Below are 20,073 nucleotides of genomic sequence, written 5' to 3'. Positions count from 1 at the left end.
GTTTACTTCAATTTCTCACATTATAATACTCCCGTTCATCTCTTTTCCAATCTGCCGATCACCATTTCGTATCATGCACTTTCCTGGCTAAGAGCGCTGTTGTAATGGCGCTAACATTTAATTTTTCCTCAGCAGTCAGTTCATTGTAAAACCATACGTTCTGGTCAATCAGGTCAATGATCGCGATCACACCACCATCGATGCTCAGCTCATACCCTGATAGCAGTTTAAACGGCAATTGACCTGTTTTACCATTAGCCAGTTCTGTTTTCTTGATGCTTAAGGGCTTTATAATGATCGTGTCTGTGCCATTGGTTGCCAGTCCGTTATCTGCCTGTTTGATAAAAGTGAAAGGATTGTTGTCGCCTTCAGACGCCCGGTCATACAGATTGGTCATCATCAGTTCCCAGCTAACGCTCTGCGTTGTATCTGCACTGATGAGGGCTGAGAATATATATTCATAATGCTGTAAAATCTCGAAACTTTTAAAGATAGCGGGAGAGTTCGGCATTTCAAAATCATGTGTTTTGATGATCTGCTTTTCAGCAGCATACACCTGTACTGTTGTCTTTCCATCTGTCAGCGCATACCGGAATCCCGCTTTTTCCTTTTCAACTACCTCAGATTTTGAGATCCCTGCCCGGTTCCATAACAGGTTTTCCAGGAAAAAGCTGCGACCCCAACCCGGATACTTAATATGTATCCCCCTTTTTATTTTCGAGGTGGTGATATTGGCAAATGACATTTTATTCCCCCTGGAGCCATGTACATGTTGCATGGTAGCCTGTTCCTTGAATTTTTCAGGTACCGCCAGCTTCATGGCCGTACCGCAGGCTGTCACACAAACTAGACCGAGCATTAACGCTGCATACTTCATCTTGATACCGTTCTCTTTATTCATTAAAATAACTACTAATTTTTGAAATCTCTGCACTTCGGTATAAACCGGTACTAATAGCAATACCCCATTTTTTTTAGAAGGGTTGGGTATCCCCCAAAAAAATATTTTTTACTATTTCCCCAACCCTTTGTCCTCAGCAGGGGGTACTACTGTTAAAACCAATAATATTCACTTAAGCGAAAATGTATGAAAACAACATCTATGAAATGGACTTTAATGGTAATGGTATCTGCCAGCATGTTTTTCTCCTGTAAAAAAGATGAGGATAAACCGTCCGGTTGCGAAATCAGTAAGGCTAACCTTACCGGATCTTATAAGCTTACCGCTTTAGAATATAAGCAGAGCGCATCAGCGCAGCCTGTGAACTACCTGCAGTATATGGAAGATTGCGAAAAGGACAATATCCTGGTGCTGGGAAACGATGGTAATTATGAAAACAGAGACGCCGGTACTGTTTGTTCGTCACATGAAGTAGAAAAGGGTACCTGGGATGTGGAGGGGCATACCATTAACATAAATGGTGTACTGCAGCATGGCATTATTACCAGTTATGATTGTAAGACTTTGATCTGTTATGTAGAGAATGGGATTACGCAGGGGGATAGGATGACATATACACTGGTGAAACAATAACCTGTATTCAAAGAAATTATAAAACCTTGCAGGAGTTGTTTCTGCAAGGTTTTGTTGCGTAGTTGAATGCAGTTTGAGTTTACGGTGCTATTACCAGTCGCTTTCCTACCAGATCTAGGGTGTATAAATAAATCTTCATCTTCGCTGTATCTGCAAGATTAACTTTTGGCGTTTTATGCCTCTAGTTGGCTTCCCAAAATGGAGCAAACTGTAGGTTTTGAAAGGGTATCTTGTGCAGATTGCGTGGGCCTTCCATATAAATGCCGTGTGAGACAGTATCTTGAATGCCATTGATAAACCGCCACTGAGTATGTTGAATTTGTTGTAACCAACCTCTTTCAATAGATACAGTCTTCTTTGCAAGCATTGTCTTTGATAAGTCAAAGACAATGTTCTTGATATCACATTGAACATCTACTGCTACAGCTAATACTGCAAACCATTCAAATTCGACATGTTCCAGATTATATGCTAACCTTTCATTGCTGATGCTGAAATAGATATCGGGAGCAGAGCCTAATTTCGCACACGTACCCCGGGAGGGGGTCCATATGTCTATGCTATGAAACCGGCGATGAGGATCTATTGTAGTAATAGTCCATTTATCATGGGAACTTTCATTCCATGTTAACTTGCCTAACTTAAGCGTTTCAAAGTATTGAGAATTAGGCTTGGGGATATATTGAATTGTTCCTAGTCCGGTTTTTTTATAGAAAGAGGAGTGCTTTAATAGAAAATCGAGTTGGGGTTGAATATTTTCTTTCCATACTTTATTGTTCCATGGCGCTTGTTCGTTGGTTGTATCTCCAAACAGAAGAAAGAAATGATATTTTCTATCCCAGCTCATTACTTCTTTATTTTTTACAAGGTATGTATTTATGATAATATTAATTAATATTTTAGAGACAACAGCATAAGGTAAGGCCTATACTTGCTTAACCGGTCCTATTGAATTATCTGATATCTTCAAAGAACCAGATTTCGCCGTTATCAATAATATAGCGTTCAGCTCTTTCCTGATATAGAATGTCTAGCGTCTGAATAAGATTAGTAAATTTGGAACTATCTCCAAAACTAAAGTGTATTCCCTGTAATGTATCTCGCTGTTTAATGATTTCGTTAATACGAATACGTGCGAATGCTAATTTTATATCATCTGTTTTTTTCTCGCCGGTAAAATGGATTTCCTGATAGTTTCGTAACCTTGTGTAGGGTTTGGTATATATTTTTTTGTAGAGCTTTTCCATTCTTTCTGTAAACAATATGACATCGATCGTTCTGTAGCGGAGTGGTTTTGTATATAAGACCTGCAAAATGCAAAACCCCAATAGCAGTAACGATATTGTCCAAATGTAAACAGGCCATAGGTAATATTTATTCCCTTTTTTCATCATGTACCAGGTCTTTATCTATAGATAAAAACCCGATGATTTTCCATAAGACGAATTATTTGTTAATTCTCCTGAATATTATTTTCGCTGGAATTACAAAAAGCGAGCATTAGGCTTCAGCTGTATCACCGTATGCGATCAAAGCCTTTATCCGTTCCGTAATTGCGATCTACGGAGTTAATCTCTCCTTTATCCAGCATTTCTTGTAATTCCTTTTTTGTATAAATAACTTCTTCTTCTGTGGTGAAAAAGTCACCATCGTTAAATTTGCTTACGAATTTGGAGTACTCCAGTGTATTGTGATAAGTGTAGATAGTATCACCATTAATCCGGGATACTTTTAGGAAGTAATAGGTCATTGTATCACTTTCTTTATTCCTAATAGTATAAACATCCCCTGTCCTCGGACCGGCAACAAACGCGGCTTTCTCTTTCTGCGTATTGCGATTAGCAACAGATATCCATAGAATAAGCCCGGCGATTATAATCAATCCGGCATATAAGTAAAACGGTGTCTTAATTGATTCTTCATATTGCTTTTGCAAGGAATCAATCCATTTAAGTTGGCCGCAGTTGTTGCAGCGGATTTTTACATCCTTAAAGCTCGTGGGGAAAATCGGAATAAAAAAGACATGGAAGTATTCTCTGTATACTTTGATCTCAAGATCAAAATCCTTGCAATTTTGACAAAGGTAATTATGGTTAGTATAATTTCTGATGTTGGCGGTCCTTCTTCCGTAAATTAAGAACATAAATAATTGTTTGGCCGGTATGAGATACTGTATAAGAAATAAATAGTGTTAAAGCATATCCGCAAATTACCCAGAATCTTCTGTAAATAATCATGGGACCAGGATTTTCATTGCGCGGGATGGGAGAAGATTCATAGATTTGTAAGGGATTACATCATCTACAGGCCTGGTTATAATTTCCCGACCTGCAGTGACAATCGCATAAACCGCAATACCTCTTCATTAATATCTTCCGGAAGAAGCATACGAAAATGATGGTTAAACTGATGGGCATCGCCGGGCACCTGCACTATTTTCTGAAAGCATAGATTATCAGAATGAGGCCGTTCAAAAGGAAATACAATATGCACAAAGTTCTTTCCCAGTTGAGTGATCCATGCCACCCGCATATCTCCACTGCCAATACCGATCATTGACTTGGTAGGGTAGAGGTATATATCACCCAGTCGTTGATATTGTTCTATGAAATGTTGAAGCAACATCAAAGTATGTTCGGATTTTCCGGCTATAAAAGCCTGGAGAAGCGGATCATTGGAATTATGCAGCATATAAATTGTTTTGAACCAACCGTCCTAAAGATAAGCAGCATTTGATAATTATATGTAGTAAGCCTAACCTGATCGAGGCATTCTCGAGATGGTATTAAGTGATTTGCCGTGAGATAAACTTATAATTTTGGCTTGCTCGCGGGTACCCAGAATCCTTGCCAGCAATTCTGATCCGGATGATTATAGTAAGTAAGTACTTCCTTCCAGTAAGGAATATCTGCATCATCCAGCCTGATTGTCTGCAACGCATCCAGCTCAGGGATACCTTTTACCAGATCTAAATATCCCTCAGGATCGTCTTCGTCATAATATATGTCTGTAAGGCCTAGCTCTGTAGCAAATTCCCTTATCAAAAAATGACGAAGACTCCATGCCATGATAATAGTATCAAAACCGTGAACGGACATTACAGGCCGAAGGCCATGTCCAGCATCATCCATCAGAAATGTATGTGCAGTAATAGGTAACAAACGAGGTGCTTTGTGATACCACTCTCTGAATATCCGGACTTTCTCTTCATCGGATTCCGGACGAGGGCCCCATGAATGAAGCCAGGACCTATTGATGCCTAATATTGAACTGGTATAGAAGTCATCAATCCAGGCAAGCCTGCTTTCAATCCATTCTTTTTCGGTTATCCAGTTATAAAAGAAGGAAGGTCGATACGGCGGAATCCAAAACTCTCTTTCCTTTCTTTCTTCTTCGGACTCCTCGTATTTCTCCTCGTCTTCAACCGGAGGCTCCTCTTCAGATACTGGCTCCTCGTCATAGTAATGTTTATCTATCGTGTGCAATATTCTGAGGAACGCCCTGTGTTCAATCCCAAATTTTATGGAATATCTTAGTTCCAGTTCATCGATCTGCTGATCAGTAAGTGGTAGCCATTTTGCGCCATGAATTGACTTGTCATGAGGTACTTTGCTCCAATATTCTTCTGTCGTTTCTTTTACCCAATAAAGAAAATCGGTTAGATCTTCAGGAAAGGTGATCTCACTTTTCATAGGTGTTCTTGATGTTATCGTAATAGCTCTACTTAAGCCTCGTCTCTCTTTACAAAATCCGCAATCCTCTCATTTTCCTTCAAGTCTTCTCTTTGGTAATAAAAGACAGTGTCCGTATTATATGAAACGCTTCCTGCTGCAATTATAACATCATTCCTATAATCTTCTGTTCTAAAAATAAACACACGGTTGCCCTGAGTTATCTCATATTTGCCATTCAATTCAGTGTCAAGGACTTCAAGAATAAATACCGGAGCACTGGTGTCTGACATCCATCCATCAAAGTATCCTTTGAAAAAGAAGACATTTTCAAATATAACTTCCAATGTATGATAGTAATCTAAATCTTCACTACCAGCAATAACCAACTTACGTCCGTCATAACTCAACACATGAAAATCGAACCATAAATGCTGTCTGATAATGGAATCAATGTCCAATACTATCCTTTCTATATTCTCTGCCATAGTATAGATATTAGTCTACTTGAGAATTGAGTATAGGGTCTCAGTTTGTCCCATAGGTTAGATATTTAACACCCGGTGTAAATATAAAGAAAAGCTGCATCACGCAGCTTTTTCATTGGCATTGTTTGATAGGCGATACCACCTCTATTAAGGCAGGCAGGTAATGGCACGAGCCATAACTCTCAGCTTTAAATCTTTAGCACGATAGCGTTAAAGACATCAGCTTGACGCCTTTTCATAAATCAACTGCACCACACCCAAATCCAATTGTTCCGAATGCACCAGTTTCAGCTTACTAACGGGAAAATCGGCTCTAAAGAATTTTTTCCCACTACCCATGATCACCGGATGAACCAGGAAACGATATTCATCAACGAGACCTGCTTCTATCAGGCTATGTGCCAGCGTGGCACTTCCATCTAACAGTATATAACTACCCTGCTGTTCCTTCAGCTTTTTAACCTCCTCTATTACATTACTGCTGATAACAGTTGAATTATTCCAGTCAGCTTTTTCCAGTGTAGTCGACACTACATACTTAGGCGCACTGTTCAGTTTATCAGCCACACCCATTTCGTTGTTTTTCAATGCAGACCAATAAGGCGCCAGCATTTCATACGTCGTCCTGCCATATAAAAAAGCATCAGCGCCAAGAATATCTTCGATGATACATCTTGCCCGGCTGTCGCTGTGATAAGGAGCATTCCATACACCCATTGAGTTTGCGTCAAAAACACCATCCAGGGTGATCCATTCTTTTACGATCAGTTTCTTCATGACTTGTAGTTTTTTGTTTGTGATTGATGGAACAAAGTAACGACAGTCGAAGCGCGGGAAATTGAACGAAGCCGACAAAATGAAGTGTTGATAATCAATCCTGTTTGTCGGGCAGGTTCTTCAAATAGTCGCTTGGGGTAAGCAGGGTGAACTCTTTAAAAACACGGATAAAATGACTTTGATCTGCATAGCCATAGTTATAAGCTATATCGGTAAGCTTCTTGTATTGCCCCTTGCTGAATTGATCGAAGGCGGCATTGAACTGACATATCTTCCTGTATAATTTGGGTGGAAGACCTATATGAGATTCGAACAGGCGTTGAAAAGTACGTTCCGTTACACAAAGCTCGCTTTGTAATGTTTTGAGCGAAACCAGCCCTTGGCTTTTGAGGATCACCCGGGTAGACCATATAATAGCTTTATCATCCTGTCCATGGCTGGCCGCTGCTAACTTCCGCACATAATCATCTATGAGTTGTAAACGGGCGGGTAGGGAAGGGGCATTTACCAGTTGTTCCACCAGATTCATGCTTTTGGCGGGGCGCATAACACCTATATCTATGCATAGATCTTTTATTTCCCTGGCATTAAAACCAAAAAAGTATTTTAACAGATAGGGGTGTAAGAAATAAGCGATCACCAGTAGGTTACCGGATGCCTGCAATTGAAAAGGCTGCACATTCTGACCATACAATACCAACTGTTCAACGGCATCCCGGTTTTTGTTTCGGGTGCTCTGAAAAACGATGCTGGGATAGCCTTTGGCTACAAGGGGGATAGCCATATCCTGCAATAGACAATCATCTTCCAGGACAATGATGTCATGAACATAACTGGAAACAGCAATGCCAGGAACAATTGATCGCATTTTCATAAGCTCAAGTTAGAGAATCATATCCAATATCGGAAACCAGATATCAACTCCTTACCCTCCTGGGTTATCAGTGGGAAATACCCTCCACTTCCATCAGATACTCTCCAAAATCGTTTATTTTATCAATCAGCTTAATAGACTTCTTACCCAGATCAGTCAGCATATAATCTACCCGTGGAGGCTTTGTTTGATAAACCTTTCTTTGGATCATACCCTTCTCCTCCAGATCACGTAGCTGGCTGTATAACATCTTATCATTGATATGTGGGATTGTCTTTCTCAAGTCGCCATACCTTACCGGGCCTTTACGCAATGCCAGTAAAATAGGCATTTTCCAGGTGCCGCCGATGAATGCCATTGCGAGTTCAATAGGGTTGTAGTATAACCTACCCTGATAGGTGAAGTTCGTCATAGCACAAAAATACAATTTGCCCGTGCTATCTTCCTTTACATACAAATAAGTATGTAAAGGCTGGCTTATCGGCCGAAGATCTAACTTGCGCCAAATGTTTTGAATATGTCAGAAAGCAGTACTACTAAGGAATGGCTTACGATCCCTATTTTACCTTGTGCGTCTGTTGTAGAGGCACTTGATTTTTGGACGATGCTAGGATATACAATTACTTATAAACAAACCCGGCCTTATCAGTATGGCGTAGTGGAACGCGGCGGATCTGCCTTGCATTTTGGTTATATGAAAGGATTGGATAAGCATAGCAATTCCTATACAGGGTGTCTGGTGATAGTGCAGGATGCAGCTGCAGTATATAAAGAATTTGCCAGTCGGTTTAAAGAATATAATGGTAAGGTACCCAATACAGGTATTCCAAGGATCTCAAGGATGAAACCTGGTGCTACACGTTTTACGCTAACAGATGTCTCAGGTAATGCAGTGATTTTTGTGAGCCATGGGGAACGGGATCAGGAAGAATGGGAGGAGGCCAACAAGACAGACCAGAGCAGGATGATGAAGGCATTGGCGATTGCAAAGCGTTTTCGCGACTACAAAAACGATGATACTATGGCTGCACAGACCTTGGATGTGGCATTGAAACATAGGGATGGTGAATCTCCGCTTGAAGTAGCCGAAGTATTGCTAATGCGCATAGAGCTCGCAGCCGCGATGAATGATGAGAAAGGCGCTACCGAATGTAATACCATCCTGCAACAGTTAGGTTTAACGGATGATGAACTATTGCTTATTAATAAACGGAATAGGACAATATGATGCACAGCCGGCGCTGTACTTGTTACGGCGCCCCTACAATGCAAGTGGGAGCCGCTTTCTGACCTGCGGAAGAAAATTCAAGTAAAACTGCTGTGAGGAGCGCAAGCAGTAATAAAGCCGCGATGGCTCTTATGCCGTATTGTTTAATATTTCTCATAGCTGCAAATTACTACTGGCAAGACTGAAACAGAAGCTACTTTGGCTGAAGTGGACATATTGACCCGTGAGAAACGTACCGGGCGCTCAATCTGAAGCACTGAAAATTTCATAGCGTGGGGTACTACTATTCCAAAATAAGTTTATTTTTATGTGGTACGAAGTTCGAGGCATATTTCGTTTCAGTGAACATATGATTATAAGTATTAAATAGTGATATTCCCTTATACTTTTATTAATAAACAGTTTACAATGAATCAGCACACTGTTCTATACCGGAGCAGTTTATTTCTTAGTTAGTATTTACGTAGAACAATAGTGTAGTTATGAAATGACTTACCTATGAGGTTTTATGACCAAAATCTTGAACAATGAAAAAATTAACTACCCAAACGGCAGTGGTAGCGATGCTATTATTTACCATGCTATTACCTCATACCTTGTCTGCACAAACAGATATTGATGCGCTCATGATGTCGAAAAATGAATTTTGTATCGGACCAATGTATAGCTACAGCAGCTGGAAAAATTATTGGGAAGGAACACGGAAAAGAGATAACCAGAATCTGGGCACTGTATCTACAAAGATGCTTAGCGTAATGGGCAACTATGGCATTTCAAAGACGTTAAGTGTACTTTTTAGTACGTCCTATGTCAAAACAAAAGCTTCTGCAGGAACATTACAAGGACTGGACGGCATACAGGATCTTAGTCTTTTTCTGAAATGGCGGCCCTTTCAAACAAAACTGGGCAACGGAAAATTATCTCTCCTCGGTATTGCCGGCGTATCTGTTCCTTTAACCAATTATACTCCCGACTACCTGCCGCTCTCGATCGGCCTGCATAGCAAAACAGCTTTAGGAAGATTAATGGTCGATTATAAATGGAAGGACTTTTTTGCCACAGCGTCTGCCACATACCTGCTTCGCGATAATATTAAAATTGACAGGGAATCCTATTACACTACCGAAATGCACAACACGCATGAGGTAGAAATGCCGGATGCCTCCAATTATAATTTTCGGGCAGGATTTAGAAACCAGCGGTGGATAGCCGAAGCAGTAGTAAATATCTGGACCACGCTGGGCGGATTTGATATTACCCGTAATAATATGCCTTTCCCAAGCAACAAAATGAATGCAACGACTATTGGAGCAAATTTTAAATATGTCCTCCCTCCCTTACCACAGTTATCAATTGTAGCAGGTGGCAATACTACGGTTGCCGGTAGAAATGTAGGACAGGCCACAACTGTCTATGGTTCCGTTTTTTATATTCTGGACTTTTCACGGAAATCAACATCTACTGCTCCAACCTTAAAAGCTAACTGATATGAAGAAGATAAATTTTTACTTTGTTATCGTTCTTGCAACGGCAACAATGGCCATTACTGCCTGCAACAAGGATATCGAAGGAAGAACAGATAATATTCCGGCGCTTACTCCTTCCAACATCGATCTGAATGCCGGAACATGGAAGCCGGTGCTGCTTACATCACCATCAGAATTTGCAGTGGCTGCCCCAGGAGCAACGAATACGCCTGACTACGTCGCACAGATCAATGAAATAAAATCCTGGCAGGCAAATCTGACCAGTGACGAGAAAAAGATAGTACAGTACTGGAGTGCCGGGGCTGTACTACGTTGGAATGAGATCTTGCGCGAACTGGTAGCCAAACATAATTTGCCGCCCTATCAGAATGAGGATGGCACTTATCCAATACCAAGCGCCAGCAATCCTTTGGCATACCCTCAATTCCCATTTGCCAATCCTCCTTATGCTGCAAGAGCTTACGCTTATGTAGCAGCCGCCCAATACGATGCGCTTATTGCGGCATGGTACTACAAAACTTTATACAATCGTGCTGCACCTTATAAAGTGGATAGCACTTTGAAAGTGCTTATTCCAAAATCTGATCTCCCTTCTTACCCTTCAGAAGATGCGGTATTAGCAGGGGTAGCCACAGAAATGATGAAACTACTGTTTCCCGGTGATCAGGATTTCATTCAGCAAAAGGCTGAAGAGCATAAACGGGCACGCATTATTGCAGGCGCCAACGTTCGTAGTGATATAGAAGCTGGTGAAGCTTTAGGTAAAGCAGTGGCCCAGAAATTTGTGGCAAGAGCAAGAGGCGACAGGGCTGGCGCAGCTGTTGGCAACGCTGCTCTCTGGAAGCAAATGGCAGATGAATGCACCGAAAAGGGAGAGACTCCCTGGATAAGTCTCGAAACGCCCAAACGTCCTCCTATGCTGCCTTTGTTCGGAAAAGTGAAGCCCTTCCTTTTCGATTCACTGACAGTTATCGCATTACGTCCCGGTCCACCACCGTCAACCTCCAGCGCAGAGATGAAAGCAGAGGTGGAAGAGGTATATTACCAGACCTCACATCCCACCCGTGAGAAGATGCGTATTATAGACTTCTGGTCTGATGGCGCCGGCACCTATACGCCGCCCGGCCACTGGATGTCTATTGCTGCCGAAGACTTTATCAGGAAAAATTTTAGTGAAGTTCGCTGGGCACGCAATATGGCGCTTCTTGCCATGACTGAAATGGATGCTGCGATTGTTTGCTGGGATGCCAAGTTTACCTATTTCAATCCCCGCCCATGCCAGATGAATCCAAACATAAAGACACTTACAGGCGTTCCGAATTTCCCGTCTTATATATCAGGACATTCAACGTTTAGTGGTGCGGCTGCAAAGATACTGGGGCATCTTATTCCTGAAAGGGCTGCTGCTTATGAGGCAATGGCTGATGAAGCAGCCAGATCCAGGTTTTATGCTGGCATCCACTACAATAAAAGTGATTGTGGCGTAGGACTGGTGGTAGGAAGAAGTGTAGGTGATTATGCCATACAGCGGGCAAAGACGGATGGCGCTGAATAATATTGCCGTCGGACAAAAAATCGTAGCGCCCTGGATTGACCCCAGGGCGCTACGATTTTACCGCTTGCTACCTATACAAAACGTACGCCCGTAATCTGCTCACAGCGGGCCAGGAGTTTCTCCTGCACAGTAATATCCCTCGTCTCTGGCCGGAAATGAGCTTTTCGCTTATGATGGAAATACTGACCGCTTACGCATGCTTCCGGATCATTGCTTACCGCAAGCCATAACTGGGTTTCAAACCCCTTGTCAAGGCTATCAGGAGCACCGGCGCCACCCATCTTCGTTGGTACCCAACCAGGATCCACTGAATTGGCATATACACCTGTCCATTTACGGGCTACAGCCATAGCTAGTATTACATCATGCAGCTTTGTATCGGAATAGCTGATGTAACCATGCTTTGAATCTAAATCCTCCGGAAGATTATCCAGCTTTGGATCGCCCTGCAGATGCATGCCGGAGCTCAGGTAAATAAGGCGTTTCGGTTTATGCATCAGGCAGGTCAGGATATAAGGCGCGAGTGTATTCACCGCAAATAGTACTGGTAGTCCTTCAGCTCCCACACTGTTCCTTGGTATCTGGTAGACACCGGCATTATGTATCACTACATCAAAGGCCCCGGTAGCATTCGCTTCCGAGGCCAGTGTTTTCGTCTCAGCTATACTGGAAAGATCAGCAATGAGTATGCCGGCGGCGCCGGGTACCTTTTCCAATGTCTGCTTTGCCCTTGCCTTATTGCGTGCATGGAGCACCACCTCATGACCAGCGCTGATCAAAGATTTTGCTGTTAATAGTCCCAGCCCATCTGCGGAGCCTGTAACAAATATTCTCGCCATGTTATCAGGGTAAAAGTTATTAGCCTTTATACTGCTCGTCTGCAACCTGCTCCATCCATTCCACTACTTTACCATTCAGGTTCTCCTGGATCGCAATATGCGTCATACCTGTGGTGGCAGTAGCACCGTGCCAGTGTTTTTCATTCGGCTCAAACCAGACCACGTCTCCGGGGCGTATGGTTTCGACAGGGCCACCTTCACGTTGTGCCCAGCCACAGCCTGCTGTAACAATCAGGGTCTGGCCCAGTGGATGGGTATGCCAGGCTGTTCTTGCGCCCGGCTCAAAAGTCACGCTGGCAGCCGCACCACGTCTTGCATCATTGGCATCAAAAAGCGGATCTATCCTTACCGCGCCGGTAAACCAATCCTCGGGGCCGTTAATAGAAGCTCTCGAACCTATCCTTGTTATTTCCATTATCTGTTTAGTTAATTATGTTGAACAAATATTGATCCTGAAAAGGAGACACATGATGCCTCCCCAACGAAATAGTTGTCGCGTCGCTAACATGATCCTGTTATCAACTGTATTGATTTAGTTTTGCAAAGTTACTTTCATTATGATCATCACTGCTTAAGCGTATCAAATTAATCATTAAGAATTTCAAATCATAGTTGCGCGGAAGGCTTCAGGTTGATCTAAAGGTAAAAGGATGAGCTATTAATTTTAACATTTTTTTTATCTACAAAAAAGCACCTTTCATCTATCAATTTATCGGATACGTAGTGATATGAAAAGCGTCATCAGTAAACCGCTATGTCAGAATGTGAGCATTCTATATTTTTATTAACATGAATAATGAAAAACGCGTTATCCTTATCCCCCTTATAGTACTGGCTGGCTCCATTGGCCTTCCCATTTTCCTGTTGCCGGCACCTCATAAAATTGTTATCTTATCTTCCATGGAATTGTCTATTTCTGTTATTGTTAATAATCTCCTTGCTGCAGGTGGATATTATTTGAATTATTACCTGCTGATTCCTGCTTTTAATTCAAAAAGATCCATATACTTTACGTTTTTAATACTATATGCAATTATATCACTGTATCTGCCATCAGTATTCAATTTCATTACTGCCTTCTATTACATAGACTTCAGGCTCATTGACCGGATCGGATTCGCAATACCCCATCTGATGTTGCTTTCCGGTGCTTACATGCTCTCCTACATACTACGCCGCCGCAAAGAATGGAGTTTGTTACACCAGGAAAAAGCAGACCTCGAGTTGCAGAAAAAGACCATGGAACTTACAGCACTTAAACACCAGATTCAACCTCACTTTTTCTTTAATACTTTAAATGGCATCTACGGATTGGCCATCAGACAATCCGGCAAAACACCTGAAACCATACTAATATTGTCGGATATGATGCGCTACGTGTTGTATGAAAGTGATTCAGAAAAGGTCTGTCTCTCAAGGGAGATAACCCATATCACGAACTACATACAAATGCAGCAGCTTCGGATTAGTCCAAACAATAAAGTGGAGTTTAATGTCCATGATAGTGACGCCCGTCTTAGTATTGCACCATTCCTTCTGATGCCCTTCATCGAGAATGACTTTAAATATGGGATTTCTGTTAATGAGGCCACGTCAATGAAGATCTCCATCAACTATGTTGAAAACACACTTTATTTTACATCCATAAATACAATTATAACATCATCCTCACGGCAGGGTGTTGGCATCAGAAATGTAAAAAGGCGGCTTGAACTGATTTATCCCAATCAACACGAATTGGAAATAACGCAACATCAACGTGAATTTATAGTCAATCTTCGTATACATTTATGAGACCTTTACATGTAATCGCTATTGACGATGAACCCATCGCACATGACGTGCTTTCATTCTACAGCAGTCAGTTGAAAGAGATCGTGCTTCGTCGCCAATTCACCAGCTCTGATCAGGCCCGTCAGTACCTTATGTGTCACAACGTTGATCTGATCCTGCTGGATATTGAAATGGCAGAAGTAAATGGTCTCGAATTTTATCGTTCCTTACCAATAAAGCCAATGGTGATCTTCACTACTGCATATGCCAACTACGCTGTAGACGGTTTTAATGTGGCTGCAATGGATTATCTGCTGAAACCTTTCTCCGCTGAGAGGTTTGAACAGGCTATTGCAAAAGCGGCTCTCCATTGTAAGATGACGGAAAGCAACACCGATTCCTGTTTGTATGTACGTTCCGACTATCAGACTAAAAAGATCCCATTCACTGATATTCTTTTTATCGAAGGACTGAACAACTACGTAAAGATATATACTCAATCATCAGATAAACCGGTCTTATCAATGATCTCTATGAAAGAGGTCACCAGGCAACTGCCAGATCAACAGTTCTTCAGGATACACAGATCTTACATCGTATCCCGGAAAAGGGTCACTGCTATCGGTAGCCGATATCTGAAGCTGGAAGACAGACAACTGCCAATTGGCGATACTTACCGTCATAATATTCATCTCTGGAGAAAAACCTCCTGACGATTCTCCAATATTTTAAGCCGGTTTACCCATATTTTTTCACGCCGGCGAGTGCTGAGTATACATTTGTAATGTAACCGGATCCATGCCTTTTGTGGTATGCGACAAATATCGTTGTATGAAGTTTACATTACTAGTGTCTCTCCTAAGTATTACCACATGCTGTATCTATGCTCAATTTCCTTTCCCTCTCCCTGTCTCAAAGAACGGAAAGGAAAACGTACTCATTATTTATAATGAACAAACAGGCATGGCCGATACCGTAAAAGTAGGGGCATTCATCAAATTATGGTTCTGGTCAGCCAGAAAACGGAACATAGAACAACCCATCTACAGATCAGATTTCAGGAGACATACTTATTACATAGAATCCAATTTGATGGGTATTACGGATACCACACTTGTATTCCTGAAACGACCTCCCTTCATTCCATTACCCCTGCCGATTAAAATCCCTGCCCGGGATTTTGATACGGTGAAACTCAGTGAAATCAGGAGCATCAGGGTAGTGAACAGAAATCTGGATGGTGCAGCGAAAGGTGCAGTTATGATGCCTGCAATGTCGGTAATGCCCAGCTATTTTACCACCTTCCCCGGTATGTTATTGATTATGCCATCTATGAATCTGATCAATACGTATGCCGGGGATGTTATGTTTCCTTATCGCAGAGTGAACAAAGACAGTATCAACAGATTCAGCTTACGTGTAGGAGAAATACCTGCAGATACACTTTATTATATTCATAAAAGGAAAATGACAAATCCAGATGATTATGAATGGGAAATTGAGCGATTAGAACGCTATGAAAAAATGTATGCACACGTTAAACAAGAATTGTCTGATCAGATCTTAGACACTTATCTGGGTAATAAAGTACTCAATTTTACCCTGGGCGTTACCCTGATACCCAATGTATTCAAAAGCGGAGACGACGTGAAAACGAGAATAAGTATTACTGAGCGAAAAATCTACTTCGGCTTTGCTTCTGAAAATTATATTTCAGAAAGACATCGCCTGGGGCTTGAAATTCAGATGAACAAGACGGAACGTTTCATGTCTGTTACCGGCAGCAGTAGCCAAAGTATTAGTGCCAGTTCCGGCATGATATTATCAAACTTCAGTTACTTTAAATATGGTTTGGGTGGCCTTTACAGCCGACAGTACAAAGCGCGTAAATGGGCAGATATCAGCGAGCTCGATGAGCGGATAGCCAAAGAGACCGATGAAATTGAATCAGGTAATCTGAGTGCACAACGAACCTTGCTTAAAGATCTTATTGCTATGGAACCTCGTCCATACTTACTGCTGGGTATCGGTGCTGTCAATACCACCTTGATTAAAATCAAAGGAAGTATGGCCAACGGTATCAGTGCTACCGACTATTCGCAACAAAAATTCGCTGTGGAAGGAGGGATGGGGATCACTACACGCTTAGGTAAACGCCTGCTCTATGACCTGTCCGCCAAATACATATGGAGTCCGGGATACAGCCCGGCAATCGGTGGACTAGAGCGTTACAGCGGTTTCAGATTACAGGTGAATATCGGGTATATGTCAGGGCCGTCATTTGCAAGGTGCAGACGTTTGCTTCGGGAAGTAAACAGGCGTCGGGATTAATTGTTGCTGCATCTTTTGATCATTCCACATCCCTGAAAGACACGCATATCAGAAATTATATCAAAGTATCTATGATGAAACGCAACGGGTGCTACGTATATATCTGTGGACGTCGACGGGGGCCAGTATCATTTTGATTGCAATACAGCTTAAACATTTTCCGCAGCTCAAATGGTATTGGGCATTGACTATATGGTTGGTGTTAGGTGTGGCGATACATTATGCCAATATATGGTATGTCAGGAAACGCTTTGGGAAAGGCATTCAGGAAATGAAGGAATTGATAGCAGAATTTGAATAAAATGGAAAAACGCCGGGTGATAGATCGCCCGGCGTTTTTTCTGATAAGTTGCCCCGAGCAGCCTGCTTCATTCTGCAGCTCGGTGCCAGATTAGTTAAGGGTATGATTGTGGTCATAGTTAATATCACACTGCAACTTGACCTTCGCGTGTAAATTAAGTCAACAACCTGCAGCCCGTCTGCTAAACAAATATTTATGCACGTTCCTGAAGTTCATAGTTTTCATATTCCGGTATTAGGTTTAGGTTACAGTATCGATACACCGGTAAAAGTAGCCCGTTTCGGTATTGCATCGGTAATATCTATTGTAGAAGATCAGCTCATTGAAAAAATGCGGGAATACTATTGCAGGCAGGAAGGCCTGACCTACCAGCCCATTACAGAAACGGATCCCGACTTCAGAGCCGCCCGCATTACCCATTACCTCAACCTGGTGAACGAAATAGTGCAAAAGCAGTTGAATCAGTTGCGCTCATTACCATTTGAACCTGGTAATGATCTGGTAAAATACTTTGAACTGTTACCTGACAATAGCCGGTTAAAACAGCAATACCTGCAAATGACACGCTTACCATCAGGCGCGGAAAAGCAGCAGTTGCAGCAACAACTACGTCAGGCTATTGTAGCCGGGGCGATAGATGTAAATATTATGGCCAAGGTAGATAAACTAAATACGGATGCTGATGGTCATCCATTACCTTCAGAATATTCAGATGCGTTGGCAGCTTTGCGCGGTTTTGCCAATAGTAACCTGCAATCATCCGTTATTATTTCTGCCGGCTACAATCCACGCTTATATAACTATATTGATCAGTTTCCCGATTTTTTGCCCGATGAAAACGGGCAGTTACAAAAAAAACTGATTCTGAAGGTAAGCGACTACCGTTCTGCGCTGGTACAAGGTAAGATACTGGCTAAAAGAGGAATATGGGTATCAGAGTTTAGAATTGAATCAGGCCTTAACTGCGGCGGACATGCATTTGCTACAGAAGGTATATTACTCGGTCCTATACTGGAAGAATTTAAGGAGAGGAAGGAGGCATTGGCCACAGAGCTTTTTACCCTTTGCTGTGCCGCTCTGGCAGCAAAAGCGCAAACAGCATTTTCTACGCAGCCACCGTTGAAAATTACCGTACAGGGCGGTATAGGTACTGCCAATGAAAATGAGTTTTTACTGGAGCACTATGCCATAGACGGCACCGGATGGGGGAGTCCATTTTTACTGGTACCCGAAGCTACCAACGTAGACGAAAATACCCTGCAGCAATTGGCTACCGCTCAACCTGATGATTACTATATGAGTGATGCGTCTCCTTTAGGCATACCTTTTAACAACTTTAGGAAAAGCAGTGGAGAAGCACAGCGCCTGAAAAGGATCGAAAATGGAAGGCCTGGTAGTCCGTGTATTAAAAAATATCTTGTTTCCAATACCGAGTTTACTGACACGCCCATTTGCACGGCATCACGCCAATACCAGCATTTGAAGATAAAACAGCTGCAGGAAAAACAGCTACCACCGGAAGAGCATAATAAGGCCTTAGAAGATATAACTGTAAAAGATTGCCTCTGTGAAGGTCTGGGTACAGCAGCCCTGCTAAAAGACAACATTAAGCCATGGCGCCCTGGCGCAGCCGTAACCATATGTCCCGGTCCTAACCTTGCCTATTTTTCAGGGGTGTATACCTTGTCAGAAATGGTAGGTCATATTTATGGCAGATTACACCTGCTTAATACATTATACCGGCCGAACATTTTTATTAACGAATTACACTTATATATTACGTACTGGAAAAAGCAGATGGAGAAGGCCGCCGACCTGAGCGCCAAACAGGCAAAATATTTTCAAACCTTTAAAAGCAATCTGTTGGAAGGGATAGACTATTATAAAAATATAGTATCTCTTTTCAAAAAAGAAAGTAACCAGTACATAGCCAATATGAAGAAAGAACTGGATGATGCTATATTGATGATAGCCAGCCAACACATCAACGTAGCGGTAAGCGACAACAGCCCGACGAACATGTAGACATTCTGTAGTCAGCCATTGAGGGAACGTGTAGTCAATCTGTAGTCACAGGAAGGTGCCCAAAAGCCTCGCAGCAACATATTTTTGAGGATCATCTTTAAAGGCATAAAAGCAGTAAAAAATGATCGGAAAACTTAGACGATTAGCAGGCTCACTGTTATTATTATTGGCTACTACCTCTATTCTTCAGGCGCAGTCATCTCCTTCGCTATTATTCATATTTGATGACTTTTCCGGTAAAAGAACTGGCCTCAACTATTGGAAAAATGGGGAAATAATCCAGTTGACGGATGGTAAAACAGATGCAGGAGCGTTAGCCATTGCTGTATCAGATAATGACGAATATATCGCCGGTTATCAGTATAACACAGCCGGAGAGACTGTGGCGACCTATTGGAAAAATAAAAAAGCGGTTACACTCACTGATGGGAAAACATATGCAAAAGCTGAGGGCATTTGCGTATCCGGCGCTAATGTACATGTGATTGGAAACGAGGGAGGGCAGGCTATGTATTGGAAAAATGGAACGGCCACCTCGTTTGGTGAACACGCTAAATTATATGCCATCGCCGTCAGTGGAGCCGATGTTTATATAGCCGGTTCCCAGGTCAATGATCAGGGGGAATACGTGGCTACCTGCTGGAAGAACGGGAAAGCAGAAGCGCTCACCGATGGTAAAAAGAGTGCAGAAGCCAATGCTATTGCAATATCCGGGAATGACATTTATGTGGCAGGATTTGAAACCGATTCAGATGGGAGAGAAGTTGCCATGTACTGGAAAAACGGCGCGCCTTTCATCCTTTCTGGTGGTTGTAAGGCAAATGCTATTGCTGTATCCGGCAATGATATATATGTGGCTGGGATCGACAGAAATCAGGCAGGCGCGAACATCGTTGTTTATTGGAAGAATGGCGCAGCCTTCCGGTTGACCAATGGAAACGAGGCTGCAGGTGCCGGGGTAAATGCTATTACTGTGGCGGGAAATGATGTTTATGTGGCGGGCTATCTTGATGGCATAGCCACATATTGGAAGAATGAAAAACCCATAAGTCTCGGTGATATAATAGGGAAAATAACCGGAATGGTTGTCCGATAAGCAATTGCAATTACTTTCCTATGGAATGACATTGGAACTACCTTATAAATGAACAGTTACTGTATCGAAATCGTACACTTTCCATTTTTTTAAA

Annotated in this window: 21 protein-coding genes; 9 read left to right on the top strand and 12 right to left on the bottom strand. The window is 42.2% G+C overall.

Annotation, left to right across the window (positions count from 1 at the left end; all coding sequences use genetic code 11):
• Positions 1-58: 58 nt before the first annotated feature.
• On the bottom strand, positions 59-901 hold the full coding sequence (locus BLR32_RS01350; RefSeq protein ID WP_089828443.1) for a hypothetical protein: 843 nt from the start codon (positions 899-901) through the stop codon (positions 59-61).
• Between the two features lie 186 nt (positions 902-1,087).
• Here BLR32_RS01350 and BLR32_RS01345 point away from each other — a divergent pair, with 186 nt between their 5' ends.
• Entirely contained in the window at positions 1,088-1,534 is a 447-nt protein-coding gene (locus tag BLR32_RS01345; RefSeq protein ID WP_089828442.1) for a lipocalin-like domain-containing protein, read from the top strand.
• A gap of 181 nt (positions 1,535-1,715) precedes the next feature.
• Here BLR32_RS01345 and BLR32_RS01340 read toward each other — a convergent pair whose 3' ends face one another.
• From BLR32_RS01340 to BLR32_RS01300, 9 genes are all read right to left on the bottom strand, one after another.
• Complete coding sequence (locus tag BLR32_RS01340; RefSeq protein WP_089828441.1) at positions 1,716-2,381, bottom strand: hypothetical protein; 666 nt, start codon at positions 2,379-2,381, stop codon at positions 1,716-1,718.
• A 106-nt stretch (positions 2,382-2,487) separates the two neighbouring features.
• Positions 2,488-2,781: a hypothetical protein gene (locus BLR32_RS01335; RefSeq protein ID WP_143011323.1), complete on the bottom strand. Its 294-nt coding sequence runs from the start codon at positions 2,779-2,781 to the stop codon at positions 2,488-2,490.
• 269 nt (positions 2,782-3,050) lie between these two features.
• Entirely contained in the window at positions 3,051-3,677 is a 627-nt protein-coding gene (locus tag BLR32_RS01330) for a zinc-ribbon domain-containing protein (RefSeq protein ID WP_089828439.1), read from the bottom strand.
• Between the two features lie 170 nt (positions 3,678-3,847).
• Positions 3,848-4,225, bottom strand: coding sequence for a hypothetical protein (locus BLR32_RS01325; RefSeq protein ID WP_089828438.1), 378 nt, complete (start codon positions 4,223-4,225; stop codon positions 3,848-3,850).
• A gap of 119 nt (positions 4,226-4,344) precedes the next feature.
• Positions 4,345-5,226 carry a hypothetical protein gene (locus tag BLR32_RS01320; RefSeq protein ID WP_089828437.1) on the bottom strand — a complete coding sequence of 294 codons (882 nt, stop codon included), beginning with the start codon at positions 5,224-5,226 and terminating at the stop codon, positions 4,345-4,347.
• Between the two features lie 32 nt (positions 5,227-5,258).
• Entirely contained in the window at positions 5,259-5,693 is a 435-nt protein-coding gene (locus tag BLR32_RS01315) for a hypothetical protein (protein ID WP_089828436.1), read from the bottom strand.
• A 219-nt stretch (positions 5,694-5,912) separates the two neighbouring features.
• A complete protein-coding gene (locus tag BLR32_RS01310; RefSeq protein ID WP_089828435.1) occupies positions 5,913-6,470 on the bottom strand; it encodes a dihydrofolate reductase family protein in 558 nt (185 codons plus the stop codon).
• A 94-nt stretch (positions 6,471-6,564) separates the two neighbouring features.
• Positions 6,565-7,344 (bottom strand): helix-turn-helix domain-containing protein, encoded by a 780-nt coding sequence (locus BLR32_RS01305; protein ID WP_089828434.1) that lies wholly within the window; start codon positions 7,342-7,344, stop codon positions 6,565-6,567.
• Between the two features lie 67 nt (positions 7,345-7,411).
• On the bottom strand, positions 7,412-7,756 hold the full coding sequence (locus BLR32_RS01300; RefSeq protein ID WP_089828433.1) for a winged helix-turn-helix transcriptional regulator: 345 nt from the start codon (positions 7,754-7,756) through the stop codon (positions 7,412-7,414).
• Positions 7,757-7,861: 105 nt separating this feature from the next.
• Here BLR32_RS01300 and BLR32_RS01295 point away from each other — a divergent pair, with 105 nt between their 5' ends.
• The 3 genes from BLR32_RS01295 (at position 7,862) to BLR32_RS01285 (ending at position 11,614) form a co-directional block, all read left to right on the top strand.
• Positions 7,862-8,572: a VOC family protein gene (locus BLR32_RS01295; protein WP_143011322.1), complete on the top strand. Its 711-nt coding sequence runs from the start codon at positions 7,862-7,864 to the stop codon at positions 8,570-8,572.
• Between the two features lie 527 nt (positions 8,573-9,099).
• Positions 9,100-10,059, top strand: coding sequence for a transporter (locus BLR32_RS01290; protein ID WP_218124133.1), 960 nt, complete (start codon positions 9,100-9,102; stop codon positions 10,057-10,059).
• Between the two features lies 1 nt (position 10,060).
• Positions 10,061-11,614 (top strand): vanadium-dependent haloperoxidase, encoded by a 1,554-nt coding sequence (locus BLR32_RS01285; RefSeq protein ID WP_089828431.1) that lies wholly within the window; start codon positions 10,061-10,063, stop codon positions 11,612-11,614.
• Between the two features lie 71 nt (positions 11,615-11,685).
• Here BLR32_RS01285 and BLR32_RS01280 read toward each other — a convergent pair whose 3' ends face one another.
• Positions 11,686-12,453 (bottom strand): SDR family NAD(P)-dependent oxidoreductase, encoded by a 768-nt coding sequence (locus BLR32_RS01280; protein ID WP_089828430.1) that lies wholly within the window; start codon positions 12,451-12,453, stop codon positions 11,686-11,688.
• Positions 12,454-12,472: 19 nt separating this feature from the next.
• On the bottom strand, positions 12,473-12,868 hold the full coding sequence (locus tag BLR32_RS01275) for a (R)-mandelonitrile lyase (protein WP_089828429.1): 396 nt from the start codon (positions 12,866-12,868) through the stop codon (positions 12,473-12,475).
• 374 nt (positions 12,869-13,242) lie between these two features.
• Here BLR32_RS01275 and BLR32_RS01270 point away from each other — a divergent pair, with 374 nt between their 5' ends.
• The 5 genes from BLR32_RS01270 to BLR32_RS01245 all read left to right on the top strand — a co-directional run bounded on the left by BLR32_RS01270 (position 13,243) and on the right by BLR32_RS01245 (position 19,979).
• Positions 13,243-14,247 (top strand): sensor histidine kinase, encoded by a 1,005-nt coding sequence (locus BLR32_RS01270; protein WP_089828428.1) that lies wholly within the window; start codon positions 13,243-13,245, stop codon positions 14,245-14,247.
• Entirely contained in the window at positions 14,244-14,939 is a 696-nt protein-coding gene (locus BLR32_RS01265; RefSeq protein ID WP_089828427.1) for a LytR/AlgR family response regulator transcription factor, read from the top strand. Before BLR32_RS01270 ends, BLR32_RS01265 begins: the two co-directional genes overlap by 4 nt.
• Before the next feature lie 118 nt (positions 14,940-15,057).
• The gene (locus BLR32_RS01260; protein ID WP_143011321.1) at positions 15,058-16,557 is read left to right on the top strand and encodes a hypothetical protein; all 1,500 of its coding nucleotides are present in this window, start codon (positions 15,058-15,060) and stop codon (positions 16,555-16,557) included.
• Between the two features lie 496 nt (positions 16,558-17,053).
• Entirely contained in the window at positions 17,054-18,883 is a 1,830-nt protein-coding gene (locus BLR32_RS01250; protein WP_089828424.1) for a hypothetical protein, read from the top strand.
• Positions 18,884-19,004: 121 nt separating this feature from the next.
• Positions 19,005-19,979, top strand: coding sequence for a hypothetical protein (locus tag BLR32_RS01245; protein ID WP_089828423.1), 975 nt, complete (start codon positions 19,005-19,007; stop codon positions 19,977-19,979).
• Positions 19,980-20,073: the final 94 nt, after the last annotated feature.

The sequence above is a fragment of the Chitinophaga filiformis genome (genome assembly GCF_900102545.1).
Taxonomy (GTDB): domain Bacteria; phylum Bacteroidota; class Bacteroidia; order Chitinophagales; family Chitinophagaceae; genus Chitinophaga; species Chitinophaga filiformis.
Note: the sequence above shows the minus strand (reverse complement) of the source record. Positions and strands in the feature narration are given on the sequence as shown.